At 67.4% G+C, this 24,895-nt stretch carries 26 protein-coding genes; 20 read left to right on the forward strand and 6 right to left on the reverse strand.

From position 1 onward, the window contains the following. Positions 1-186: 186 nt before the first annotated feature. Positions 187-3,804, forward strand: coding sequence for a chromosome segregation protein SMC (gene smc, locus NNX37_RS06990; RefSeq protein WP_255791605.1), 3,618 nt, complete (start codon positions 187-189; stop codon positions 3,802-3,804). On the opposite strand, the gene NNX37_RS06995 is transcribed toward smc, so the two are convergent. Beyond that, complete coding sequence (locus NNX37_RS06995; RefSeq protein WP_255791606.1) at positions 3,801-4,532, reverse strand: glutamine amidotransferase; 732 nt, start codon at positions 4,530-4,532, stop codon at positions 3,801-3,803. The genes smc and NNX37_RS06995 overlap by 4 nt on opposite strands. Further along, positions 4,529-5,758: an MFS transporter gene (locus NNX37_RS07000; RefSeq protein ID WP_255791607.1), complete on the reverse strand. Its 1,230-nt coding sequence runs from the start codon at positions 5,756-5,758 to the stop codon at positions 4,529-4,531. The genes NNX37_RS06995 and NNX37_RS07000 overlap by 4 nt, the downstream gene beginning before the upstream one ends. 62 nt (positions 5,759-5,820) lie before the next feature. Here NNX37_RS07000 and ftsY point away from each other — a divergent pair, with 62 nt between their 5' ends. Then, the gene (ftsY, locus tag NNX37_RS07005) at positions 5,821-7,008 is read left to right on the forward strand and encodes a signal recognition particle-docking protein FtsY (protein WP_255791608.1); all 1,188 of its coding nucleotides are present in this window, start codon (positions 5,821-5,823) and stop codon (positions 7,006-7,008) included. A gap of 72 nt (positions 7,009-7,080) precedes the next feature. Here ftsY and NNX37_RS07010 read toward each other — a convergent pair whose 3' ends face one another. Beyond that, complete coding sequence (locus NNX37_RS07010; protein WP_255791609.1) at positions 7,081-8,751, reverse strand: hypothetical protein; 1,671 nt, start codon at positions 8,749-8,751, stop codon at positions 7,081-7,083. A 233-nt stretch (positions 8,752-8,984) separates the two neighbouring features. Between NNX37_RS07010 and NNX37_RS07015 the strand changes: the two genes are divergently transcribed. The 6 genes from NNX37_RS07015 to NNX37_RS07040 all read left to right on the forward strand — a co-directional run bounded on the left by NNX37_RS07015 (position 8,985) and on the right by NNX37_RS07040 (position 14,143). After that, positions 8,985-10,283: an ammonium transporter gene (locus NNX37_RS07015; protein ID WP_255791610.1), complete on the forward strand. Its 1,299-nt coding sequence runs from the start codon at positions 8,985-8,987 to the stop codon at positions 10,281-10,283. After that, positions 10,280-10,618: a P-II family nitrogen regulator gene (locus NNX37_RS07020; protein WP_146364419.1), complete on the forward strand. Its 339-nt coding sequence runs from the start codon at positions 10,280-10,282 to the stop codon at positions 10,616-10,618. The genes NNX37_RS07015 and NNX37_RS07020 overlap by 4 nt, the downstream gene beginning before the upstream one ends. Before the next feature lie 162 nt (positions 10,619-10,780). Then, on the forward strand, positions 10,781-12,364 hold the full coding sequence (gene ffh, locus NNX37_RS07025) for a signal recognition particle protein (RefSeq protein ID WP_255791611.1): 1,584 nt from the start codon (positions 10,781-10,783) through the stop codon (positions 12,362-12,364). A gap of 113 nt (positions 12,365-12,477) precedes the next feature. Further along, complete coding sequence (locus tag NNX37_RS07030) at positions 12,478-13,017, forward strand: NUDIX domain-containing protein (RefSeq protein WP_255791612.1); 540 nt, start codon at positions 12,478-12,480, stop codon at positions 13,015-13,017. 8 nt (positions 13,018-13,025) lie between these two features. Beyond that, a complete protein-coding gene (locus NNX37_RS07035) occupies positions 13,026-13,598 on the forward strand; it encodes an alpha/beta fold hydrolase (RefSeq protein WP_255791613.1) in 573 nt (190 codons plus the stop codon). Beyond that, a complete protein-coding gene (locus NNX37_RS07040) occupies positions 13,598-14,143 on the forward strand; it encodes a GNAT family N-acetyltransferase (RefSeq protein WP_255791614.1) in 546 nt (181 codons plus the stop codon). The genes NNX37_RS07035 and NNX37_RS07040 overlap by 1 nt, the downstream gene beginning before the upstream one ends. On the opposite strand, the gene NNX37_RS07045 is transcribed toward NNX37_RS07040, so the two are convergent. Continuing rightward, positions 14,140-14,943 carry a hypothetical protein gene (locus NNX37_RS07045; protein WP_255791615.1) on the reverse strand — a complete coding sequence of 268 codons (804 nt, stop codon included), beginning with the start codon at positions 14,941-14,943 and terminating at the stop codon, positions 14,140-14,142. The genes NNX37_RS07040 and NNX37_RS07045 overlap by 4 nt on opposite strands. A gap of 244 nt (positions 14,944-15,187) precedes the next feature. On the opposite strand from NNX37_RS07045, the gene NNX37_RS07050 reads away from it, so the two are divergent. The 10 genes from NNX37_RS07050 to NNX37_RS07095 all read left to right on the forward strand — a co-directional run bounded on the left by NNX37_RS07050 (position 15,188) and on the right by NNX37_RS07095 (position 21,608). Continuing rightward, positions 15,188-16,075 (forward strand): VOC family protein, encoded by an 888-nt coding sequence (locus NNX37_RS07050; protein WP_255791616.1) that lies wholly within the window; start codon positions 15,188-15,190, stop codon positions 16,073-16,075. 194 nt (positions 16,076-16,269) lie between these two features. After that, on the forward strand, positions 16,270-16,677 hold the full coding sequence (gene rpsP / locus NNX37_RS07055; RefSeq protein WP_229948989.1) for a 30S ribosomal protein S16: 408 nt from the start codon (positions 16,270-16,272) through the stop codon (positions 16,675-16,677). Between the two features lies 1 nt (position 16,678). Then, positions 16,679-16,921 (forward strand): RNA-binding protein, encoded by a 243-nt coding sequence (locus NNX37_RS07060; RefSeq protein ID WP_146364407.1) that lies wholly within the window; start codon positions 16,679-16,681, stop codon positions 16,919-16,921. 179 nt (positions 16,922-17,100) lie between these two features. After that, positions 17,101-17,664, forward strand: coding sequence for a ribosome maturation factor RimM (gene rimM / locus NNX37_RS07065; RefSeq protein WP_255791617.1), 564 nt, complete (start codon positions 17,101-17,103; stop codon positions 17,662-17,664). Then, positions 17,665-18,444 carry a tRNA (guanosine(37)-N1)-methyltransferase TrmD gene (gene trmD, locus NNX37_RS07070; protein ID WP_255791618.1) on the forward strand — a complete coding sequence of 260 codons (780 nt, stop codon included), beginning with the start codon at positions 17,665-17,667 and terminating at the stop codon, positions 18,442-18,444. It abuts the gene before it with no gap. A 232-nt stretch (positions 18,445-18,676) separates the two neighbouring features. Next, positions 18,677-19,036 carry a 50S ribosomal protein L19 gene (gene rplS / locus NNX37_RS07075; RefSeq protein ID WP_146364401.1) on the forward strand — a complete coding sequence of 120 codons (360 nt, stop codon included), beginning with the start codon at positions 18,677-18,679 and terminating at the stop codon, positions 19,034-19,036. A gap of 5 nt (positions 19,037-19,041) precedes the next feature. Beyond that, entirely contained in the window at positions 19,042-19,752 is a 711-nt protein-coding gene (gene lepB / locus NNX37_RS07080; protein WP_255791619.1) for a signal peptidase I, read from the forward strand. Between the two features lie 11 nt (positions 19,753-19,763). Beyond that, positions 19,764-20,522, forward strand: a complete 759-nt coding sequence (gene lepB, locus NNX37_RS07085; RefSeq protein ID WP_255791620.1) for a signal peptidase I — start codon at positions 19,764-19,766, stop codon at positions 20,520-20,522. Continuing rightward, complete coding sequence (locus NNX37_RS07090) at positions 20,519-21,280, forward strand: ribonuclease HII (protein WP_255791621.1); 762 nt, start codon at positions 20,519-20,521, stop codon at positions 21,278-21,280. Before lepB (NNX37_RS07085) ends, NNX37_RS07090 begins: the two co-directional genes overlap by 4 nt. 7 nt (positions 21,281-21,287) lie before the next feature. Beyond that, positions 21,288-21,608 (forward strand): DUF2469 domain-containing protein, encoded by a 321-nt coding sequence (locus tag NNX37_RS07095; RefSeq protein ID WP_227901490.1) that lies wholly within the window; start codon positions 21,288-21,290, stop codon positions 21,606-21,608. Between the two features lie 3 nt (positions 21,609-21,611). Here NNX37_RS07095 and NNX37_RS07100 read toward each other — a convergent pair whose 3' ends face one another. Beyond that, a complete protein-coding gene (locus tag NNX37_RS07100; protein WP_255791623.1) occupies positions 21,612-22,202 on the reverse strand; it encodes a GNAT family N-acetyltransferase in 591 nt (196 codons plus the stop codon). A 42-nt stretch (positions 22,203-22,244) separates the two neighbouring features. On the opposite strand from NNX37_RS07100, the gene NNX37_RS07105 reads away from it, so the two are divergent. After that, positions 22,245-22,835, forward strand: coding sequence for a 2'-5' RNA ligase family protein (locus NNX37_RS07105; protein WP_255791624.1), 591 nt, complete (start codon positions 22,245-22,247; stop codon positions 22,833-22,835). 31 nt (positions 22,836-22,866) lie between these two features. Here the strand turns inward: NNX37_RS07105 and NNX37_RS16505 are convergent, their stop codons facing one another. Then, a complete protein-coding gene (locus tag NNX37_RS16505; RefSeq protein WP_255791625.1) occupies positions 22,867-23,856 on the reverse strand; it encodes an LPXTG cell wall anchor domain-containing protein in 990 nt (329 codons plus the stop codon). Positions 23,857-24,102: 246 nt separating this feature from the next. Here NNX37_RS16505 and NNX37_RS07115 point away from each other — a divergent pair, with 246 nt between their 5' ends. Continuing rightward, a complete protein-coding gene (locus NNX37_RS07115; RefSeq protein ID WP_255791646.1) occupies positions 24,103-24,837 on the forward strand; it encodes an SDR family oxidoreductase in 735 nt (244 codons plus the stop codon). The last annotated feature ends 58 nt before the right edge of the window (positions 24,838-24,895 follow it).

Raw genomic sequence — 24,895 nt, forward strand, 5'->3', positions numbered from 1 at the left:
ATCGCGCTGGCGGCCGCCGTGAAGCCTGCATCCACGCCCTAAAATCATATGACTCTTCTAGAAGCCTACTTACCGGCCCCGCGATTCCGGAGGCAAAAGCCGGATTACGCTCTCCGAGTAGAGCGGAATTTTGACGCTAACCGCGTAGATTTAAGGAATCAACCCCGGTAGGAGAGATTAACCCCCGTGCATCTGAAGACCCTGACCATGCGAGGATTCAAGTCCTTCGCATCGGCCACCACCTTTGAATTCGAACCCGGTGTTACGGCGGTGGTTGGCCCCAACGGGTCCGGAAAATCCAACGTGGTGGATGCCCTGGCCTGGGTGATGGGCGAGCAGGGCGCCAAGACCCTGCGCGGCGGCAAAATGGAAGACGTTATTTTCGCCGGCACCTCCGGGGCCTCGGGCCGCGCGGCGCTGGGCCGGGCCCAGGTCTCGCTGACCATCGACAACGCCGACGGCGCGCTGCCGATCGAATACTCCGAGGTCACCATCTCGCGCACGCTGTTCCGTGCCGGCGGGTCCGAGTATGCCATCAACGGCAGCCCGTGCCGCCTGCTGGACATCCAGGAACTGCTTTCGGATTCCGGGCTGGGCCGCGAGATGCACGTCATCGTCGGCCAGGGGCAGCTGGACAAGGTGCTGCACGCCGGGGCGGAGGAGCGCCGCGGGTTCATCGAAGAGGCCGCGGGCATCCTGAAACACCGCCGGCGCAAGGAAAAAACGCTGCGCAAGCTCGACGCCATGCAGGCAAACCTGGCCCGGGTGACGGATCTCACGGCGGAGCTCCGCCGCCAGCTCGGACCGCTGGGCAAGCAGGCCGCCGTCGCCCGCCGGGCCAAGACCGTGCAGCAGGATGCCCGGGACGCCCGGTCACGCCTGCTGGCCGATGACCTGGCCACCCTGACTGCTGCCTGGCAGAAAGAGGCTGCGGACGAGAACGCCCTGAAGGCACGCCGGGCCGAGGTCGACGCCGCCGTTGCCGACGGGCGCCGGCGCCAGGCTGCGCTGGAGGCCCTGGCCGCCGAAGCGGCACCGCAGCTGAACAAAGCCCGCGACACCTGGTACGAGCTGTCCTCGCTGCAGGAGCGGTTCCGTTCCCTCGCCGCCCTCGCGGCCGAACGCGCCCGGTTGCTGGGCACGGCGGAACCGGACGCCGGCAGCGGACGGGACCCGGAACAGCTGCAGGCCTCGGCAGACCGGATCCGCGCCGAAGCGGCGGCCCTGGAAGCCGACATCGAAGACCGGCGGGCACGGCTTGAAGACGCCGTGGAGATCCGGGAGGCCGCCGAAGCGGACGCCGCCGCCGAAGAGAAGCGGTATGCCGGACTGCTGCGGGCTGCCGCGGACCGGCGCGAGGGCCTGGCCCGGCTGACCGGCTCGGTGGAAGCCGCCCGCTCACGGGTGGCCTCGTCCTGCTCCGAGGTGGGCAGGCTGCGGGCTTCGATCAGCGCCGCCGAGGAACGCCGTGCCCGTGCACAGGAGGAGTTCGAGAAGCTGGAAGGCTCCGCCGCCGGCGCCGAGGCGGGCGAAGCGGACCTGGATGCCGAGTACGAAGAAGCGCAGGCAGCTGCGGAGGAAGCCGAACGGGCGCTGCAGCAGCTGCAGCAGGCCCGGCAGGAAGCACTCCGGGAGGCGGAGAACCTGGCCGCCCGCCGGGAGGCGCTCGCCGTCGGCCTGGACCGGCGGAACGGTACTGCCTTCCTGCGGGAAGCCGGTCTGGACGGGGTGCTGGCGCCGCTGGCGGACCTGGTCAGCGTCAAGCCGGGTTATGAACGGACGGTCGCTGCAGCCCTGGGCACGGCAGCGGACGCCCTGGCCGCCGCGGACCTCGGCGCCGCCGCGCAGGCACTGCAGCACCTGAAGGACGCGGGGGAGGGACAGGCGGACCTGCTGCTGTCCGGGATGTCCGCCCCGGTCCGGGAGTTGCCCGCCGAGCTCCCGCCCGGCGCGGTGCCGGTGCTGTCCCTGGTGAGTGCCGATGCCACGGTGCAGGATGCGCTGAACGCGCTGCTGGGCTCTGCCGTCGCCGTAGCCGACCTGGAATCGGCCGTGAGCCTGCTGGCGGCCGCTCCGGATGCCACGGCAGTGACGGCCGACGGCGATGTCCTCACCGCGTTCAGCGTCCGCGGCGGATCCGTTTCGGCCCCGGGTTTGCTCGAAATCTCCGCAGCGGTGGAGGACACCGACGCCCGGCTGGCGGCGGCACGGACCCGTACGGAGGAAGCCGGAGCCGGCATCGGGGCTGCCGCCGCACGGGTGAAGGCCTGCCGGGTACGGACGGACGCGGCGCTTGCGGCCCTGCACGAGTCCGATGCGCGGCTCGCTGCGGTTGCCGAACGGCTCGGCACCCTGGGCTCCGCCCTGCGCGCAGCCTCGGGGGAAGCTGAACGGCTTTCGTCCCTGATGGCGGCAGCCGAAGCCAACGTGGTGGCGGAAGAAGCGAACCTGGCCGCCGTAGCGGAGCGTCTGGCTGCCGCCGGCGAGGACCACCGACCCGACGAGGAACCGTCCGCCGACCGCCGGGACGCCCTGGCGCTCGCCGCAGCCTCCGCACGCCGGGCCGAAACGGATGCCCGGCTCGGCCTGCGCTCGGCCGAGGAGCAGCTCAAGGCCGTCGCCGGCCGTGCCGAATCCCTCGAACGCGCCGCCCAGGCCGAACGCCGGGCCCGCGCTTCCGCCGCGGAACGGGCGCGGCGCCGGGCAGCGGAACATGCCCGGGCCGTGGCCGTCGGTGCGGCAGCGGACGCCGTGCTGGCCCACCTGCAGGTGTCCCTGGCGCTGGCGGCCGAGGAACGGACCCGGGCCGAGGAGACCCGGACCGCCCGGGACGCCGAACTGGCCGCCGTCCGCAGCGCGACCAATGAGGCCGCCGCCGAACTGGCCCGGCTCACGGATTCGGTTCACCGCGACGAGCTCGCCCGCGCACAGCAGCGCCTGCGGATCGAGGCACTGGAAACCCGCGCCCTGGAGGAGCTGGGCATAACGCCCGAGCACCTGGTGGCGAACTTCGGGCCGGACCAACCCGTTCCGGTACCGGCCGAGCCGGTCAGCGGCGACAAGTGGGCTGCCCTGCGGACCCCGGTGGACGAGGACGGCAATCCGCTCCTGGACGGCATCCCGTACGTGCGGGCAGAGCAGGAGAAACGGCTGAAACGTGCCGAACGGGATCTTGCCGCGCTGGGGAAGGTCAATCCCCTGGCGCTGGAGGAATTCGCGGCCTTGGAGGAACGCCACCAGTTCCTGTCCACGCAGCTGGAAGACCTCAAGGCCACCCGGAAGGACCTGCTGAACATCATTGCCGATGTCGACCGACGCGTGGAGGAGGTCTTCACAGCTGCCTTCCGGGACACCGCCGAGCAGTTCCGGCAGGTGTTCGGCCGGCTGTTCCCGGGAGGGGAAGGCCGCCTGGTGCTGACCGATCCGGACAACATGCTGACCACGGGGATCGAGGTCCATGCCCGGCCCGCCGGCAAGAAAATCAAACGGCTTTCACTGCTCTCCGGCGGTGAGCGGTCGCTGACCGCGGTGGCCCTGCTGGTGGCCATCTTCAAGGCCCGGCCCTCGCCGTTCTACGTGATGGACGAGGTGGAGGCGGCCCTGGATGACACGAACCTCGGCCGGCTGATCGGCATCTTCGAGGAGCTGCGCGAGTCCAGCCAGCTGATTGTCATCACCCACCAGAAACGCACCATGGAGGTGGCGGACGCGCTCTACGGCGTCACGATGCGCGGCGACGGCGTGTCCACGGTGATCAGCCAGCGGATCGAGCGGAAAACGGACGCCGGCGCACAGCAGGGTTAGGCCGCGTACCGCTGAACGAAGTTGCGCAGCACCCGCGGCGGCACGTGCACGGCCGAGCCGCGGGCCGCCTCCATCACGGACTCCGCCTCGTCTGGCTCAAAGTAGCCGGCGTGCCGGTACACGGAGATCCGCGTCAGCAGCCCGGCCACATCCAGTTCGGGATGGAACTGAGTGGCGTAGAGGTTGGACTTCACCCGGAACATCTGCACCGGGCAGGTCGCCGATCCGGCGAGCTTCACCGCGTGCGGCGGCAGCTCGGCCACGGCTTCCTTATGCCCCACGTAGGCGGCGAAGCTGTCCGGCACGCCGTCCAGGAGGGGATCCCGGCGGCCTTCGGGTGTCAGCCGGACCTCGACCGGGCCCACGGGCTCGCCGTAGCGCCGGTCCACCGTTGCCCCCTGGTGCCGTCCCAGCGTGCCCACCCCGTAGCAGGCGCCGAAGAACGGGAAGTCGCGGTCCACGACGTCGTCGAGCAGCTTGGCCATTTCCGATTCCACCCGCACCTGGACCGGGGACTTGGTTTCCTCCGGGTCGCTGGAGTTGAACGGGCCGCCGCCCACAATCACGCCGCTGTAGGAATCCAGGTCCACCGGCGGCAGCGGGGCGGCTTCGAGGCGTACCCGGTGCAGCTGTTCCTCGGCGAGCCCGCCGAAACGCAGGAACGAGGCGTATTCCTCGTCGGCGGCATCGTCTTCGGCCCGGGTGGCCAGGAGCAGGAAAGGCTTCATTCCTCGATGGTAGTGGGGGCGGGAGCCGGTTTGCGGGCAGGCAGGGTTTCGCGCGCCGCCAGCCAGGCGAGGAAGCCCAGCAGGCCGATGGCGCCGGTGACGCCGAATGCCCACGAGTAACCAAGCGAATCGGCGAGCATGCCGGCGAGGATAGGTCCGGCAATCGCACCGGTATCGCTGGCCATCTGGAAGGTGGCCAGGACCTTGCCGCCGCTGCGTCCGTTGCCGATGATGTCACCCACCGCCGCCTGCTGGGCGGGATTGAGCAGCCCGGTGCCCATGCCCGCAATGACGGAGATGATCAGGAACTCCGGAACGCTGGAGCTGAAGCCCATCAGCCCGGTGGCCACGGCGTTCACGGCCATGCCGATGAGGACCAGGGGTTTGCGGCCCCAGCTGTCGGCCAGCCGGCCGGAGAAGGTCAGGACGACGGCGGTGCCCGCGGCGAACGCGGTCAGGGATATACCCGCCACCTCCGGTCCGGCGGATAGCGCCGCGGCGGCGAACAGGGGGACCAGGGCATTGCGTACCCCGAAGGAGGACCAGCCGTTGGCGAAGGAGGAGGCCAGCGCCGCCCGGTAGGAGGAATCGCGCAGGGCCTCCCGCACGGTCAGCACCGGCTTGGCAGCAGCCTGCGTGTCCTCGGTTCCGGGGGCGGGCCGGGCATCCTTCAGCCGGAAGTAGACGACGCCGGCGGCCAGCACCAGGGCGGCGGCGTAGACCAGGAACGGTACGCGCAGTCCCAGGCCCGCCAGCAGGCCGCCGAGCAGCGGTCCGCCGATGTTGCCCAGCAGGAACGAGGAGGCATAGGCGCCGGAGACCCGGCCGCGGACCTCCGGAGGTGCCAGCCGGATGATCAGGGCCATGGCCGAGATGGTGAACATGGTGGAGCCGATGCCGCCCAGGCCGCGGAAGACCAGCAGCTGCCAGTAACTCTGTGCAAAGGCACACGCGGCGGTGGACAGGGCCACGATCAGCAGCCCGGCAATGTAGACCGGGCGCTCGCCGAGCTTTTCCAGCAGCATGCCGCCGGCCGGGGCGAACACCAGCCGGGTGAACGCAAACGCGCTGACAATCACGGCGGAAGCCGTGACGCCGACGTCGAAACTCTGCGCGAACTGCGGCAGTACCGGCGCCACCAGGCCAAAGCCAAGGGCTATGACGAAGGCGGCCGCGATAAGGACCTGGATTTCCTGCGGGATTGGGATTCTGGGGGAGCGCACCATGATAAGGCGATTCTCTCAGATTCCCGGGGAGCGAATGAGCAGCGTGTGAGAAGCTTGGGAGCGTGAATGAGACCCTTTCGATAGTGATCTATGTCCTTGTTGCGATCGCCGTTGTCGGCTTCTCCGCGACACTGCTGGTACGGACCCGGCGGACCCCCAAGAGCATGTACCCCACCCGCCGGGACGCCAACGATCCGGTCACCGGAACGGGCGGCGGCACCGACACCCTCGAGGCGCCGCCGGGGGAGACCGACGTCGTCGTCCCGGATGACCTGCGCGACCTGGAGGAAGCCCCCGCCCCGCAGGCACCGGGCATCGAGACGCCCGAACCCGTGCAGGGCCGGCTGGCCCGGCTGCGTGCCCGGCTGGCCAAATCCAACAACGCGCTGGGCAAGGCGCTGCTGGCGCTGCTCTCCCGCGACACCATCGACGAAGACGTCTGGGACGAGATCGAGGAAACCCTCCTCCTCGCCGATCTGGGCACCGAACCCACCATGGAACTCGTGGACGCCCTGCGCCAGCGGGTCAAGGTGTCCGGCAGCCAGGATCCCCAGGAAGTCCACGCGATGCTGCGCGAGGAACTGATCAAGCTGGTGGATCCGACCATGGACCGCTCCCTGGCCGTGACCCGCCACGCCGACACCCCCGCCATCGTGATGGTGGTGGGCGTCAACGGCGTCGGCAAGACCACCACCGTGGGCAAGCTGGCCCGCGTCCTCGTGGCCGAGGACAAGGATGTGCTGCTGGGTGCGGCGGACACCTTCCGCGCCGCCGCCGCCGAGCAGCTCGCCACCTGGGGACAGCGCGTGGGTGTGCCCACCGTCCGCTCAGAGATTGACGGCGCCGATCCCGCCTCCGTGGCGTTCGAAGCGGTCAAGGCCGGCATCGAAGGCGACGTGGACGTGGTCCTGATCGACACCGCCGGGCGACTGCAGAACAAGGTCGGCCTGATGGACGAGCTCGGCAAGGTCAAGCGCGTCATTGAGAAGCAGGCAGCCGTGGACGAGGTCCTGCTGGTCCTGGATGCCACCACCGGCCAGAACGGCCTGACCCAGGCGAAGGTCTTCGCCGAGGTCGTCAACATCTCCGGCATTGTCCTGACCAAGCTGGACGGCACCGCCAAGGGCGGGATCGTTGTCGCGATCCAGCGCACCCTGGATGTGCCGGTGAAGCTGGTGGGACTGGGTGAGGGTGCGGATGACCTGGCCCCGTTCGAGGCCGAGAGCTTCGTGGATGCCCTGCTGAGCTAGCAGCGAGCAGCAAAAAGGGCCCCGTACTCAGTACGGGGCCCTTTTTTGTGGGCGGAAAGCCCGGCCGGCGGGTTAGAACGTGAAGTTCAGGACCGTGACAGTTCCGGCGGTGAGCGGGAACGTCTGGGTGGCGGAACCGTACTCAAAACCGGGGACGGTCAGCCGTTCGGCGGCAGGCACGCCCTCCGCAGGCCGGCCGTCGATCATGGTGCTGTCCTGGGAGGAGTACGACGTGCCGGTCATCTGCGTCATGGTCCCGGTGAGGGCCTTGCCCGGCAGCTGCAGGCTGACGTTGGTCGGGGCGTCGGTTTCCGGGTTGTTGTTGTTCACTACCGCCACGCTGACGCTTCCGTCCGCGTGCCGCACCGCGTACGGGTAGGAAAGACCGCCGCCGGCGGTATCGAGTTTCAGGAAGTCGCCCGGCTCCATTTCCGCGACCATCGACATTCCGTAGTAGTTGGACCGTTCATCGACCATCCCGTTGGGCTGCAGGTAGGCCCCGCCTACGCAGATGGCGGACATGGGCGGACCGCCCTGGCAGGTGATCAGCGAACTGTGGAAGCTGACCCTGGAGATGCCCATCTGCGCGGCGCTCAGGGCATAGTCGGCGCTCCACACCGCCGACGCGTGGGTCTTGGTGGTTTCGTTGCTGCCCGGGCAGGCGGAGACACCCGTTTCCGGGATCCAGGCCTGCAGCCCTGCTTCCTGGGCGGGCTTCAGGCCGACGCCGCGGAATTCGTTGGCGTGGTCGTGGATGTACCTGTTCGTCAGGTTGCCCATCACCGGTTCGCCCAGGGGATCCGAGCCCTCGCAGGAGGAGAGCGGGTAGTGGTGGTAGGAGAGAATCCGCTCCTGCGGCAGGGGGGTCTTGGCGAACGCCGCCCACCAGGACGACTCGTAGGTGCCCGGGCCGATAATGGGCACGGAGGGTGCGACGGCGTGCATTGCCTCGGCGTAGGCCTTCAGCTCCACCAGGTAGGCTTCGATGCCGTAGTCGGATCCGCGCAGACCGGTCTTGGCGAACCCGTTGGGCTCGTTGCCTACGGTGACGCCGACAAGGCGCTCGCCGAAGATGGCCGCCGCGTGCTTGGTCATGTCCGCGGCACGTGCCGGATCGTAATTGCCCAGGTCCACAGTGAGGGCAATCTGTCCGTCCACCGCCTCGAGGAGGGTGTTGACCCGCTCCAGGTCCGCCGGGGTTACGGCCCGCACGGGGTGCGCCTTATCCCCGGACAGGTTGCCGGGAATGGCTTCGCCGGCGGAGGTCCAGAAGAACCGGCGGTCCACGGCATTGCCGCCGAAACGCAGCAGCGGCCGGCCCAGCCCGGAGAGGGACTGCACCATCTCGGGGTTGTCACCGGACAGTGACGGATCGGCAAGGTCGGTGGCTTCCAGGGAAAGCCCGATCAGGCCGGAGGGCAGCGAGGTGCCGGTGGTTTCCGCCGCCACGTTGATGCTCAGCGGCTCCACCGGATTCAGCGGAGAGCCGGCAGGCGGTCCTGCCTGTTCGTAGAACTTAAACGCCGGAGCGGGCGGCAGGGTCGGCTTCGCTTCGACGGTGAACGGCGTGCCGCTGGGGGCCGCCGCGGCCGGAGCGGCGTCCTTGTCGTCCAGCAGGAGCGGCGCGGCTACTGCGGCGGAAGCGATAACCGCCACGCCTGCGACGGCGGCGAGCACCTTTGTGCGGCGTCGGACGGGTTTTTTCGAATCCGGGGTGTCATGGTCTGGGCTCGCGTGTGGCACGGGGGATGGTCCTTAGGGGTTTGAGACAGTGCCCTCATCCTAGCGACCCGGCAGGGCGGTTCCCTGCGGCCGCACCGCGGGGGGAAACCTGGCCGAAATGTGTCCGTCACGATTCTTTAACTTCAACCCCGGGTTTGTAACCTCCCGGCAACACCACCGGGCCGGGCCGGAAATCTGGCCCCGGCAGAGTTCCTTGTGCGGGAGATGCCCGCCACTTGTGAAGGGACGTGAAGATGGATCTGTCAGCAGGTCACGTCTGGGTAATGATTTCAGCAGCGCTCGTGCTGCTTATGACGCCGGGCGTGGCATTTTTCTACGGCGGCATGACCCGCGCCAAGGCAGCGCTGAACATGATGATGATGAGCTTCGTCTCGATCGGAATCATCGGCGTGGTCTGGGTCCTCTGGGGCTTCTCCATGACCGGCGGGAACGGCGTCGCGGGGCTGTTCGGCAACCCCTTCACCTCTTTCGGGCTGAAAGACATCCTCGGCAGCGAGGACCTCATCACCGCCGGTTACGGGGCAACATTCGCCATCATCACCGTGGCCCTGATCAGCGGCGCAGTTGCTGACCGGACCAAGTTCGGCGCCTGGGCGGTCTTCGTGCCAATCTGGGTGACCCTGGTCTACTGCCCGCTGGCCTTTATGGTCTGGGGCGGCGGCCTCCTCGGTGCCGAGGGCGCGGTGGGTTCGGTGGTGGGTGAAGCCATCGACTTCGCCGGCGGCACCGTGGTGCACATCAACGCCGGCGTGGCCGGCCTGGTGCTGGCCCTGATCCTCGGCCGGCGCAAGGGCTTCGGGAAGGATCCCAACCAGCGCCCGCACAACATCCCGTTCGTGATGCTCGGCGCCGCCCTGCTGTGGTTCGGCTGGTTCGGGTTCAACGGCGGCGCCGCCGGCACTGCCGAAGAAGCGGGCCTGATCTGGATCAACACCCTCGCAGCACCGGCCGCCGCCATGCTCGGCTGGCTGCTGACGGAACGCGTGCGCGACGGGCGGGCCACATCGCTGGGAGCGGCCTCCGGCGTCGTCGCGGGACTCGTTGCCATCACCCCGGCCTGCGCCAACGTCAGCCCGCTGGCCGCCGTGGGACTCGGCCTGGTCTCCGGCGTCCTGTCCGCCCTGGCCATCGGGCTGAAATACCGGCTCGGCTATGACGATTCGCTCGACGTCGTCGGCGTGCACCTCGTGGCCGGCCTGGCGGGCACCCTCGCCCTCGGATTCATCGCCCTGCCGGTCGACGGCGCCGGCGGGGGACTGTTCTACGGCGGCGGGTTGGGCCAGCTCGGGGCCCAGGCAGCAGCTGCGGCAGTGGCCATCGTCTTCTCGGGTGTCCTCACACTGCTGATCGGGCTCGCGATCCACAAGACCATGGGCTTCCGGATCTCCGAAGAAGACGAGGTCAACGGCGTGGACCTGAGCGAACACGCCGAAACCGCGTACGAATTCGGCGGACTGGGCACCGGCGGTTCCTTCAGCCCCTTCCAGGACACGGCACGCACCACCACCCCTAAGGAGACGGTCAACTCATGAAACTCGTAACCGCTATTGTCCGGCCGGAGAAGCTCGACGCGGTCCGGGGCAGCCTGGAAAGCTACGGGGTCCAGGGACTGACCGTCAGCTCCGCCAACGGATACGGCCGCCAGCGCGGACACACCGAGGTCTACCGGGGCGCGGAATACACCGTGGACCTGCTGCCCAAGGTGCGGGTGGAGATCCTGGTGGCCAACGACTGGGTCAACGACATCGTGGACGTGCTGGTCTCCACGGCCAACACCGGCCGCGCCGGCGACGGCAAGGTCTGGGTGGTGAACGTGGAGGAAGCCCTCCGGGTCCGGACGGGGGAGCGCGGGGACTCCGCCCTCTAGGTCCTTCGGACGCAGGAGGAACTACCGCCCGGCTGGTGCTCCAGCCGGGCGGTCCTTGTGAACAGCGGGGTGCAGGAGGGCCAAATAGCCGGAGCGGCTTGGTACCCTTAACAGCTGGGCCTGCCAACATGGCGAAGAACTGACGAAAGAAGTGCGCGGCGCGTGTTCAATTCACTGTCTGACCGGTTGACTTCAACCTTCAAGAACCTCCGCGGCAAGGGCCGGCTGACCGAGGCCGATGTCGACGCCACCGTACGCGAGATCCGCCGCGCCCTGCTGGACGCCGACGTCGCCGTTCCCGTGGTGCGTGCGTTCACTGCCTCCGTCAAGGAACGCGCCCTCGGCCTGGAGGTTTCCCAGGCGCTGAACCCGGGCCAGCAGGTCGTCAAGATTGTCAACGAGGAGCTCAAGGGCATCCTCGGCGGCGAGACCCGGCGGCTGCGCCTGGCCAAGAACCCGCCCACGGTCATCATGCTCGCGGGCCTGCAGGGTGCCGGTAAGACCACCCTCGCCGGCAAGCTCTCCAAGCACCTGAAGTCCCAGGGCCACAGCCCGCTGCTGGTCGCAGCGGACCTGCAGCGCCCCAACGCCGTCCGCCAGCTGCAGGTCAACGGCGAACGCGCCGGCGTGCCCGTCTACGCTCCGCACCCGGGCGTCTCCTCCGAGTTCGAGTCCGCCACCGGCGATCCGGTCGCCGTCGCCCGCCAGGGCATCGAGGAAGCACGCACCAAGCTGTACGACGTCGTTATTGTCGACACCGCCGGCCGCCTGGGCGTGGACGCCGAACTGATGCAGCAGGCCGCGGACATCCGCGCCGCGATCAACCCGGACGAAGTCCTGTTCGTGATTGACGCCATGATCGGCCAGGACGCCGTCAACACGGCCCAGGCCTTCAACGAGGGCGTGAACTTCACGGGCGTGGTCCTCACCAAGCTCGACGGCGACGCCCGCGGCGGTGCCGCACTGTCCGTGGCCTCGGTGACCGGCAAGCCGATCATGTTCGCCTCCACCGGCGAGGGCCTGACCGACTTCGAGGTCTTCCACCCGGACCGCATGGCCAGCCGCATCCTGGACCTCGGCGACGTCCTCACCCTGATCGAGCAGGCCGAGCAGAGCTGGGACAAGGACGAAGCGTCCCGGATGGCGAAGAAGTTCGCCGACCAGGAAGACTTCACCCTCGATGACTTCCTCGCCCAGATGCAGCAGATCCGCAAAATGGGCTCCATGAAGAAAATGCTCATGATGATGCCCGGCGCCGCCGGCATGCGTGAGCAGCTGGAAAACTTCGACGAACGCGAAATCGACCGGGTCGAAGCAATCGTCCGCTCCATGACCCCGCACGAGCGGGTTGCACCCAAGATCATCAACGGCTCCCGCCGTGCCCGCATCGCCCGCGGTTCCGGCGTGCACGTCTCCGAGGTCAACGGCCTGCTGGAACGTTTCGCGCAGGCGCAGAAGATGATGAAGAAAATGGCAGCAGGCGGCGGCATTCCGGGCATGCCCGGCATGGCAGGCCCCGGCGGCTTCGGCGGTGCGCGCAAGAAGCAGCAGGCAGCCAAGGGCAAGAAGAAGGCCAAGTCCGGCAACCCGGCCAAGGCAGCCCAGGAACGCGCGGCAGCAGAGGCCCGGGCCGCCGGTGCCCGCAAGGCACTCCCCACCGGCAGCGCCTTCGGCGCCCAGGACGCGGATTTCGATCCCGCGTCGCTGAACCTGCCCAAGGGCTTTGATAAGTTCCTCGGCAAGTAAGGACCAGCCATCCACCACGCAGCGCCGGACCCCTCGTCCGGCGTTGCGTGGTTAACGGCCGATGCGTGCTTCCACGGCACCGCGGAACCCAGGCACCAAAGGAAGGGACCAGCATGGCGGCACAGGGCCTGAGCGGCTTTTACGGGTCGGTCTTCCGGCGCAGCATTACGGCACGCGTCCTGGTCCGCACCACTGACGGCCGCGTACTGCTGCTGCGCAGCGGCGACGCCTGGGAGCTGCCCGGCGGTGTGGTGAAAAGCGGGGAAGATCCCCGCTCGGCCGCCCGCCGCATTGCCCGCGCCACCCTGGATCCGGAGTTCGACGTCGGCCGCGTCCTGGTGCTGGACTATGTGCAGGGAGTCCAGGGGCAGGGCGACTCCATCGCCTTCCTGTTCGACGGCGGTACTGTGACCACCTCCGTCACGGCCTTCACCGGAGCCGGCGGGGAGCGGGAGGCCCGTTTTGTTCCCCTGGAGGACTGCGGTGAGGGCCTGGACGAGGAGCGCCGGCACGCCGCGCTCCAGGCCCTGGAACTGGGCACCATCGTAGAGCTGGTGGACGGCGAGGCTGCCGCCCCGGCGCCGCTGGCAGCACCGTCGCTCCGCAGGATGATGCCCCCGGTTGAGGGCTTCTCCGGAATTCTTGGACGCTAGGAGTGGGTTTGCCTCGGGAACGTGTGGTGTTTGTGCACGGCGCCGGCAGTTTCGGTGCGGCCGCCTGGCCCCGGCAGCACGGGCTTGCCCTGGACTATGACTGCCTGTTCCTGAAGCGCCACGGCTATGACGCCGTCGCCGAGCCGCTGCCGCCGGACCTGGAAGCTGACATTGCCATCATCTGCGATGCGCTGGACGGCGGCGGACACCTGGTGGCGCACTCGGCCGGTGCGGTTCCGGCCATGCTGGCTGCACTGCGGAATCCGGCAAAGGTCCACTCCCTGGTTTTGTGCGAGCCTGCCGTGTTCTCCCTGACCCGGGACCTGCCGGCCACCGCTGCCCACCGTAACCTGCAGCAGCCCCTCTTTGATGACGCGCCGCTGGACATTGTTCCGGGCGTTCCCACGCTGGTCCTCACCGGCGGATGGGAGCCGGTGTACGAGGAGGTGGCGGATTTCCTGGTCTCCACCGGAGCCGAACACCGGCAGGTCGGCGGGAACCACCGGCCGCAGGACACGGACGCCGGCAGGCAGGCGATCCGGGAGTTCCTCGCCCGGGGCCACCGAACGGGGGACAGTTGATGCGCGGACCGTCCATCCGGAACGCCGGCCCCGGCGATCTTCCCGTGCTGCCCGGGCTGGAAGCTGCCTCCGACACCTTGCTGGACGGGCTGCTGCCCGCAGCCTCCGGGGAGCTGCCGCCGCCCGCCACGGTTCAGGACCTCGCCGCTTCCCTCCACCTCCTGGTGGGCGGCGATCCGCCCGTCGGCTTCGCCCGCCTCGAGGAGGTTGACGGCCAGGCCCACCTGGAGCAGCTTTCCGTACATCCCGATGCTGCCGGAGCCGGACTGGGCCGGGCGCTGGTTGAGGCCGCTCTCGGCTGGGCGCGGCAGCAGGGCTACACGTCCATGACACTGTGCACGTTTGCCGGGGTTCCGTTCAATGCCCCGTTCTACGCCAGCTGCGGCTTCGAGGTTGTGGCGGAGCCCGACGGCGAACTGGCGGCGGTGCGGGAGCACGAAATCAGTCTGGGCCTGGATGCTCTGGGGGAGCGGGTCGCCATGCGCCGGGACCTGCTCAACCGACGAGGCCCGGCGTCCCGGCCGTCGTCGTCCGGGGCGTCCTAAGAGTAGGATTCCGCCAGCCCCAGGGGCAGCTCAGCCCGCCAGTACTGCCGGGCCAGCAGCACCCCGAGGACCATGAGAACGATGCCGATGGCCAGGAGGATCACCAGGGTAGCGGGGTGGTCGTAGGCCAGGGCCGAAAACGAGGCGCCGACGAATGCTCCTCCGATTCCTCCGAGCCACAGGTCGAAGCGCCAGCGGAACGTGAGCCAGCGCCAGATTTCGCGCTGCGGCTCGTCCAGCCGGAGGTTATCGGCGGCGGCCAGCGCCAGATAGTGCTGCTTCTTGTGGTGGGAGACGAGAAGGGTGCCGGCGATTGCCGCGGCGAGGCCGCCGTAGAGCACCAGATTGACCCAGACCTGATCCCGCGTGGCGTCGCTGACGGTCACAGGCCATCCGCCCCCGAGGGACAGTATGACGGGAACGGGAATGAGGACGATCCAGAAGGCCAGCGCCACACCCAGCCACGCCAGGTGGGCCCGCGGGGAGAGATAGGTGTTGGCGGAGACGACCGTTCCGCGCGCCGGACCTTGGGCGAGGGCTATGCCCACGCCGCCGCGCAGGACCCGTCCGGTGCAGATGAAGCACATCGCGAGCAGGAACAGAACCCCGGGGACGGAGGAGAGGACGCTGAGTTCGTCGATCTCGGAAGAGGAGGCGGGGACGAACGTTTCCAGAACCGGGACGTCATCATCCCACCAGGACGGATTGTAGGTATGGGAGAAGACGAACAGGTTCAGGGCCACCATAGCCGCGCCGAGCACCGCCAAGACGACGCCGATGCCGGTGACGACCCCCAGCACCCTGCGCTTTGTCCTTCCGCCGGATGGTTTGCGTTTCCTTTGGACCGTTGACGAGCCCATCCCCGCTTCATTTCGCTTTGCACCCAGCATGCGGTTTCCCCCGTTGATATTTGTCCGCGGCCCATTGCCGAGCCGACCGTAACAGGCATGAGGTCGCCGGACAATGGCCACTTTGCACTGTTTCCGCAGCCTCCCTGCGGCTGGACACTTTGGGATTAGATGAAGCTTCAAGTAAACTCATTGCATGAACCTTCAAGTAAATGCCCGGGACCTGCTGCCCGCCGCTCTCGCCATGGGCACCGTGATGCTCAAGGTCGGCGACCTGGCGAACGTCTCCGCCTACTACCGCGCCGCCCTCGGTCTGGACGTGGTGGCGGAGTCCGACGGCGGCATGTACCTGGGCCGCGGGAGCGTTCCCCTGGTGCATCTGGCCCCGGCACCGGACCTGCAGGTCGCTTCCCGCGGGGAGGCAGGCCTGTTCCATACCGCCATACTCTTTGAAACCCAGGCTGACCTCGCCGCTGCGGTTGCCTCGGCGGCCCGGCATGACCCGTCGGCCTTTGCCGGCTCCGCGGACCACCTCGTCAGCGAGGCGTTCTACTTCACCGACCCCGAAGGCAACGGCATCGAGCTCTACTATGACAAGCCCCGGGACACCTGGGGCTGGGACGAGACCGTGGCCGGCCGGGAGGTGCGGATGGCGTCGCTGCCGCTGTCTCCGCAGGCCTACTTCCGTGACCACCTCACCGAAGCGGCACTGGGCGGACTCCGGGCTGCCGATGCCGCCGTCGGGCACGTCCACCTGCAGGTGGGGGACACGGAAACCGCCGCCGCTTTCTATATCGACACGCTCGGGTTCGAACGGACGGCCGGTTTCCACGGGCAGGCACTCTTTGTTTCCGCGGGCGGCTACCACCACCACATGGCGATGAACGTCTGGAACAGCCGCGGTGCCGGACCGCGCAGGGACACGCTGGGCCTGGGGGAGGTGCTCATCAGCGTTCCCGCAGCCGACGACGTCGCCGGGCTGGCGGACCGTCTTCGGCACGCCGGGGTTTTCAGCCACTCCACCGGGGCGGAGCTGCGTTTCGAGGACCCGTGGCGCAACCGGCTGCGTGTTGCCGTTGCCTGAAAATCCGCGGATATCCGCCGCGGCCGCACGAGTCGCCAAACATGGACTCATCTGGCACAATGGTCAGGTACTCGATCTGCGCGGACCCTCTCTCCGTGCATGCATCTTGTCCTTTTGAACCCCAACGTTATGGCCCGCCCCACGGGAGCAGAAGTACGGGTTCGCCCCATTTCAGATCAGGAGTGACCACAAAAGTGGCCGTAAAGATTCGCCTTAAGCGCCTTGGCAAGAAGTTCTCAGCACACTACCGCGTCGTTGTCATGGATTCCCGTGCCAAGCGCGATGGCCGTGCCATCGAAGAAATCGGACTGTACCGTCCGACCGAAGAGCCTTCGTACATCGACATCAAGTCGGACCGTGCGCAGTACTGGCTCGGCGTCGGTGCCCAGCCCACCGAGCAGGTCGCAGCACTGCTGAAGATCACCGGTGACTGGCAGAAGTTCAAGAACATCGAAGGCCAGGAAGGTACCCTGCGTACCAAGGCCCCGAAGGAGCCCTTCGTGGTTCCCGAAAAGAAGTCCGTGATTGTCCCCGAGGCCATCACCCCCAAGGCTAAGAAGGAAGAGGCCCCCGAGGCCTCCACCGAGGCTGAGGCAGAGTAACTTGCTCGCTGAAGCGCTGGAGCACCTCGTGCGCGGAATCGTTGACAGTCCCGAGGACGTCAAGGTTTCCGCCAAGAGCAACCGCCGCGGGGAAACCCTCGAGGTTCGGGTTCACCAGGACGACCTCGGCCGGGTCATCGGCAGGCAGGGACGGACGGCACGCGCACTGCGCACTGTCATCGCCGCCCTCGCCAACGGTGAGCAGGTCCGAGTGGACGTAGTGGACACGGACCGGCGCCGCTGATCTGAAAATGATCACCGACGGCGCAGCGGAAGCGAACAGTTCTTCACTGCAGTACCGGAAGTAGAGCAGTAACAGCAGTACACAGGATCCGGCCCCGACACCAGATAATGGTGAAGGGGCCGGATTTTTTTCAGGCGCCGGCCAACCCGGGCGACGAAAACCCCCACAGAGGAGATTCCATGCAGTTACAGGTGGCACGCATCGGCAAGCCGCACGGCATCCGCGGCGAAGTAACCGTCCAGGTGCTGACCGACGCACCGGAGGACCGCTTTGTCCCGGGCACCGAACTTACCGTCGAGCCGGCGGCAAAGGGCCCGCTGACGGTGATCAGCGCCCGGTGGAACAAGGACATCCTGCTGCTGGGGTTCGAGGAAATCACGGACCGCAACGGTGCGGAGGAACTGCGCGGCGTCAAGCTATTCATCGACACCGAAACGGTGGAGGAGGACGACGACGACGAAGGCTGGTACGAGCACGAACTGGTGGGCCTGAAGGCACGGGTGGGCGACGACGTCGTCGGCACCGTCAGCGGCCTGCGTACCCTCACGGTCCAGGACCTGCTCGTGGTCGAGGACACCCGCGGCGAGGAGATCCTCGTGCCGTTCGTCGAGGCGATCGTCCCCGAAGTGAACATCGAGGACGGCTACGTGCTGCTCACCCCGCCGGAGGGCCTCTTCGAGCTGAACAAGCCCGAGGACAAAAAGGACGCAGCGCCGGCCGACACGAAGGAAGCCGGACAGTAAGTGCGTATCGACGTCGTCAGCATCTTCCCGGAGTACCTCGCCGCCCTGGAACTGTCCCTGATCGGCAAGGCCCGGCAGGAAGGCCTGCTGGACCTGGCCGTCCATGACCTGCGGGACTTCACCACCGACCGGCACCGGACCGTCGACGACACCCCGTACGGCGGGGGAGCGGGCATGGTTATGAAGCCCGAACCGTGGGCGCAGGCGCTGGGCGCGGTGGCCGGAGACGGCGACGAGCGGCCGGTCCTGATTGTCCCCTCGCCGGCCGGTGCCGTCTTCACCCAGGCCATGGCCTACGAGCTGGCCGAGGAAAAGCACCTGGTCTTTGCCTGCGGCCGCTACGAGGGAATCGACGAGCGGGTCCTGGAATGGGCCGGGGAACGCTTCGATGTCCGTCCCGTCAGCCTCGGCGACTACGTGCTCAACGGCGGCGAAGTGGCGGTGCTGGCCATGGTGGAAGCCGTGGGCCGGCTGGTGCCCGGCGTCGTCGGGAATCCCGAATCCCTGGTGGAGGAATCCCACTCGGACGGACTGCTGGAATACCCGGTGTACACCAAACCCTCCGCCTGGCGCGAGCGTGCGGTACCGGAGGTCCTGCTCAGCGGAAACCACGGGAAGATCGCCCGGTTCCGGCGGGATGAACAGCTGCAGCGGACCGCAGCCCGCCGGCCGGATCTGATCGAAAAGCTCGACGCCGCCACTCTGGACAAGGCCGACCGGGCCACCCTGGCGGCGCTGGGCTACGAGATCCGCGACGGCAGAGTCCACCCGCCGGTCTGATCCGGCGCCGGATTGGTGCCGTTGAAGTGCGTGTGGCAAAATAGGGAGTTGTGTCATCTGGGTCCGTACCTGCCACAGGGGGAACGCGGCCAACAGATATGTACACACCGGCATTCCATCCTCGGTCCTGCCGGTCTTTTTAGCTTCGACAGCATCCGTGCAGCCTTCGGGCGCATTCTTGCTGCCGTTACCAAAGTGAATGACCTGTGGCGTTCACCAGGAGTGATACACAATGCACATCCTAGATTCTGTTGACGCAGCTTCCCTGCGTACGGACATCCCCGAGTTCCGCGCCGGTGACACCGTCAAGGTTCACGTAAACATCATCGAAGGCAAGAACACCCGTGTTCAGGTCTTCCAGGGCTTCGTGCTCAAGCGCCAGGGTGATGGCCTCCGCGCGACCTTCACGGTCCGCAAGGTCAGCTTCGGCGTCGGCGTGGAGCGTACCTTCCCGGTACACTCCCCGGTCATCGACAAGCTCGAGGTTGTCTCCAAGGGCGACGTCCGCCGCGCGAAGCTGTACTACATGCGCGATCTGCGCGGCAAGGCAGCCAAGATCAAGGAAAAGCGCGACTTCCGTCCCGCCAAGTAACTTACTTGACTGCAGCATCCGCCTCCGGGGGTCCCCCCGCGAAGCACGCGAAACGCCGGCCCCGGTTTGTGGGCTGGCGTTTTGTGCTATGTGCTCTCGCCGCCGCCGTGATCCTCGCCGCACTCGTCCGGGCTTTCCTGTTCGATGTCTTCTACATCCCCTCGGACTCCATGCAGCCGCTGCTGGAACCCGGTGACCGGATCCTCGTGTCCCGCACCGCCTACGATACGGCGGAGATCCAGCGCGGCGACGTGGTGGTGTTCGACGGCCGGGGCTCGCTGGCCCCGCTGCACAGCGGACGCCCGGCCCTGGCCGACGCCGCCGTCACGGTCGGGCGCTGGCTCGGTCTGGCCGGCAGCGACACCGTCTACGTCAAACGTGTCATCGGCGTGGCGGGGGACCATGTGAGTTGCTGCTCCGACGGGGATCCCCGGATTACGGTCAACGGAACTCCGGTGGATGAGCCGTACGTTTATCCAGGTGACACTCCAAGCGACTCCGCGTTCGACGTCGTCGTCCCGGAAGGCAGGCTGTGGCTGCTCGGGGACCACCGCTCAGTCTCGGCGGATTCCCGTTCACTGCTGGGAGCTCCCGGCGGCGGCCTGATTTCCACCGAACGGGTGATCGGACAGGCCCAGCGGATTCTTTGGCCGCTCGAACGCGGTACCAATATTGACCGGCTATCCTTAGGAGCCGAGTGGAACACGGAGAAATAAGAGGAAACGCAATGTCGCAGCAACCGGACCAGTCCCCTGACGGGACGCCCGGCTCCGGGGAACGGCGGAACCACGCAGCGAACGCGCCGAAGGAGAAAAAGCGCGGCTTCGGTGCCTGGCTCAGGGAAGTCCTCACCATCGTGGTCATAGCACTGGTGCTGTCCTTCCTGATCAAGACGTTCCTTTTCCGGGCGTTTTACATTCCCTCCGGATCCATGGAGGAGACACTGGAAATCAACGACCGCATCTTTGTGAACCTCCTGGTCCCCGAGCCCATGGACCTGAACCGCGGCGACGTCGTCGTCTTCAAGGACACCAAGGGATGGCTGCCGGAGACCCCCGAGAAGGCAGCCAACCCGGTCCGTGAGGCACTGACCTTTGTGGGGCTGCTGCCGGACGAGTCCCAGCAGCACCTGGTCAAGCGGGTCATCGGCACCGAAGGCGACCACGTGGTCTGCTGCGACTCCGAGGGCCGGATCACCGTCAACGGCGAACCCCTGGACGAGCCCTACCTGTACCCCGGCGCCACTCCCTCCGACATCCCCTTCGACGTGGTTGTCCCCGAAGGGAAGGTCTGGGTGATGGGCGACCACCGCAACGCCTCCGCGGATTCGCGCGAGCACCAGTACGGTGACGGCGGCGGCTTCGTGGACGTGGCGGACATTGAGGGTAAGGCCGTCGTCACGGCGTGGCCCCTGAACCGCGTCGGCGGGGTCAGCAGCTATCCGGAGGTCTTCGAGGACGTCCCCGAACCGAGCAGCGGCCAGTGAGTTCCACCGCCAAGGCCCCCACCCTGCGGCTCGAACGTACGTTCACCGCCTCCGGTCACCGGATCCTTGCCGGGTGCGACGAAGTCGGCCGCGGCGCCCTGGCCGGACCGGTGTCGGTGGGCCTGGTGGCCGTGGACCTGGCCAGCGCACGGTCCCTCAAGGGCGTGCGCGACAGCAAGCTGCTTTCCGTGGCGGACCGGAATGCGCTGGTTCCGCAGATCAAGAAGTGGGCCCTCGCCTGGGGCGTCGGCCATGCGACCGCCGCCGAGATCGACCTGCACGGGCTGACGGCTGCCCTTCGGCTTGCCGGCACCCGCGCGTGGGACCAGGTGTGCCTGACGGTGCGCCCCGACGTTGTGCTGCTGGACGGCAATTACAACTGGCTCTCGCCCGAGCGGCAGGGCAGCCTCTTCGACGACTTCGAGGAACCGGCGGGCGGTCCTGCGGCGGCGGCCGGCGAAGGCTGCACCGCGCCCGTGCACACCCGGATCAAGGCGGACATGCAGTGCCTGAGCGTGGCAGCCGCCAGCGTGCTGGCGAAGGTTGAACGCGACGCCATGATGGTAGAGTTTGCCGCTTCGAACCCGCATTATTCATGGGAGATCAACAAGGGCTACGCAACCGGGTCTCACCGCGCAGCCATCGACGTCCACGGCCCCACGCCGCTGCACCGTATGTCCTGGCGGCTGGGTTCGAAGCCCCGCCCGGGCGAACCGGTGCTGGAGCCGGGGGACGACTTAAGCACAGTTGGGGGATGATAGGAATATGAGCGCCGAAGACCTTGAGAACTATGAAACGGACATGGAGCTCCAGCTGTACCGGGAGTACCGCGACGTCGTAGGCCTCTTCAGCTACGTGGTGGAAACCGAACGCCGTTTCTACCTGGCCAACCACGTCGATCTGCAGGCCCGGTCCGCCGACGGCGAGATCTACTTCGACCTCACACTGCAGGACGCCTGGGTCTGGGATGTCTACCGGTCCGCACGGTTCGTGAAGAGCGTGCGCGTCATAACCTTCAAGGACGTCAATGTGGAGGAACTGACCCGCAACGACGACCTCACTCTGCCCAAGGCGGACGAGCTCTAGCGTTTATCCCGCGTTCACGGGCACGGACGGAAGCCGGGTTTTTGCTTCCTCCCAGCTGCCCGAGGGGTGCCGGGGAACCTCGGCGGCGAGGCTGGACATCCAGCCCTCCACCATCTTTCCCCGGTGGTTCAGCAGGTACGGAACGGCGACGGGCCGCGGGAAACCGCAGCGCCAGACCGTCTTATAACTGCCGACGTTTCCCGCGTTCGCTTTCCACGTCACCACGTCCCAGTCCAGGTCCTCGAAGGCGTGGACCGCTGCCAGCCGGACGGCACGGGACATCAGGCCGCGGCCGCGGTATTCCGGCGAGGTGACGAAACCCAGGGAGCCCGAAGCGGCCCCTTCGAAGCGCAGGTCAATGGTTCCCGCATAGCGGCCGCCGACGTCGAGGGCCCAGGATACCGCGTTGTCCTGCGGAGCCGAGATGGTCTCCAGATACTCCTGCGCCATCTCCGGGGTGTAATCCACCGGAACGGTGGTCCACCTGAGGGTCAGCGGGTCAACACAGCGGGCACGGACGGCGTCGCGGTCAGCAGCTGTGTGCGGGCGAAGCAGGAGCGTGTCGTCGCGGAGCAGGGGAATCTCGAAAGCCATGCGCGACAGCCTAACCCACGGCTCCCGGCCTAGACTTTTCCCATGCCTGAATCCGAGCGGCCCGGTTTTGACGCAAATCTCCGCCTTTACGCGCAGATGGAGCCCGACGGCGCATCGCTGGCCCACCTGCTGTCCCTGCAGGACGCGCTGCCCGCAGGTACCCGGCGGGTGCCGCGCCGGCAGCTGCATGCAACACTGATCCACTTCGGGAAGGTGATGGACGTCTACCGGGTCATCAGCGCAGAGACCGGCATTTCCCGTTCCGCCTATGACCAGCTTCTCGGCGGGTATATTGCCCGGACCGAGGCACTGCTGCCGCCTTCAGCCTTCCGGCTCGACCCGCTGGGGACCGCAGGGTTCGGGGCGAGGGGCTCAACCCTGGTGGTGGAATATCAGCCTTCCCCGGAACTTACTGCGCTGCATGGGGAGCTGTACGCGGTGCTGGTGGATTTCCTGGCCGCATGCGGCGTTTCCGATAGTGCGGCCTTTATGGCGTCGGACCCGAACTTTATGTTTGCCGCGGCCCTGCGTCCGCACATCACCCTGGCCCGCGGGTACCTTGGTGCCGTTCCGCCGCTGCGGCTGGAAGCGGTAACCCTGACACCGATGCCGGTGGTGTACCCCGGACACTGAAGCTATCCGGGGTACACCGACCGGTTAGGGCCTAGGCCTTCCGGCGGCGGGCAATCACCACCAGTCCGGCTCCGAGAGCGAGAACGGCGGCACCGGCTACGGCGAGCCAGGTTCCGCTTGCGCCCGTGTGGGCGAGCCCTGCATCAGGTACACGCTGGTCCGTGGTGCCTGCAACAGAGACGCGGGGGTCAGTGGTGCCTGCAGCAGGAGGGGTGGTGTCCGTTCCGGGCGGCGGCACTGCACCTGCCGGGGTGCTGGTCGACGCCGGGGTGGCCGTGGGTTTCGGGGTCACCTTTTCCGAGGGCTTGTCCGTGGGGGTTTCCGACGGGGTGTCCGAGGGCTTGTCCGTGGGGGTTTCCGACGGGGTGTCCGAGGGCTTGTCCGACGGGGTCTCCGACGGCTTGTCCGAAGGTGTGGGTTCCGGGGTGGGCTTTTCGGAGGGCTTGTCCGTGGGGGTCTCCGACGGCTTGTCCGAAGGTGTGGGTTCCGGGGTGGGCTTTTCCGACGGGGTCTTCGAGGGGGTGTCCGAAGGTGTGGGTTCCGGGGTGGGCTTTTCGGTGGGCTTGTCCGACGGGGTCTCGCACTCCGGGACTGTCATCAGATCGTCAAGTTCCTGATGCTTGTCGTCCTTCAACATCGGATCCCCGGGGAAGGTGGAGTCCGGGTAGCGGAGCGTCTTGGGCCAGTCGTACGTTCCCTTGAACTCCAGTACATCCTGCTGGATGGCCCAGCCGGGCCCGCATACCTCGGACGGAACCAGAGCCGATACGTCCGTGAACCACTGGTGTCCGGGCTGCTTCGCCAGGAAGTTCTGTTCGCCCGAGTTCTCCCAGGCGGCAGGCTTCTTCGGGTCCAGCTTCTGGTACAGGTAGACACCTGTTTCCGTCACGGAGGCCCCGGTCGAAGGGGAATGGCTCGGCGGTTCCGTGGTGAGGGGACCCCCGGTTGCTGGCATGGCGGTGGCCAAGGCCGGCCCGCCGGTGGCAATCGACAGCCCTGCGATGGCTGCAAATCCGGCCACGAGAGCTGGTGTATTTCTCTTGCGGTTTTGCATGATTTCCTTTATCAGAATCGAATTACGCGTTTGCGTCGCTATCCTGACCGGCGTATCTCAGTATTTCCTTCAGGAATTACGCAGGCTCCGGGCAAGACCCGCACAAAATTCCGCTCGGACTCCTCGACACCGGGGGAGCCTCGGGCCTGGGGGATGTTCCCGGAGCATCAAAAACGCTAAGGTCCTGCCATCGACTAGCGAGGGGACAGCGTGATGGATACTGCCGGACGGGTTGCCCTGGTTACCGGAGCGTCCGGCGGGATCGGAGCGGCTGTGGTCCGCCGCCTCGCCTCGGACGGCTATTCGGTGGGTGTGCACTACGCGCGGAACAACGTGACCGCAGACAGGGTCGTTGCCGACGCTGCCGCCGCCGGAGGAAACGGCCTGGCCGTGAGCGGGGACGTGGGGGACGAAGCGGACATGGCCGCCGCGTTCGACGCCGTTGAGACAGCCTTCGGCGGAATAGACGTGGTCGTCAATGCCGCGGGCATCATGCTCCTTGCCCCTATCGCGGATCTGAACCTGGCGGATCTGGACCGGATGCACCACACAAACATCCGGGGAACGTTCGTGGTCTCGCAGCAGGCGGCCCGCCGGATCCGTTCCGGTGGAGCGATCATTAACTTCTCGACCACCGTTACGCGCACCCAATACCCCGGCTACGGCGCCTACGTTGCCAGCAAGGCCGCGGTGGAAGGGATGACGCTCATCCTCGCGCGGGAGCTGAAGGGGCGGAACATTACGGTCAACGCGGTGGCGCCCGGGCCGACGGCGACTGCGTTGTTCCTGGACGGGAAGGACGACGCCACCATCACGCGCCTCGCGGAGGCACCGCCGCTCGAACGCCTGGGCGAACCCGGGGACATCGCGGAAACGGTGGCTTTCCTTGCCGGACCTGGCCGCTGGGTCAACGGCCAGGTCATCTTTGCCAACGGCGGATTGGCCTGACCGCCGCGCCGGCGAACAGGGGCGGCAAACAGTCGGCAGCAGGGAGTTCCGGGTACCT

Source organism: Arthrobacter zhaoxinii, from assembly GCF_024385505.1.
Lineage (GTDB): Bacteria > Actinomycetota > Actinomycetes > Actinomycetales > Micrococcaceae > Arthrobacter_B > Arthrobacter_B zhaoxinii.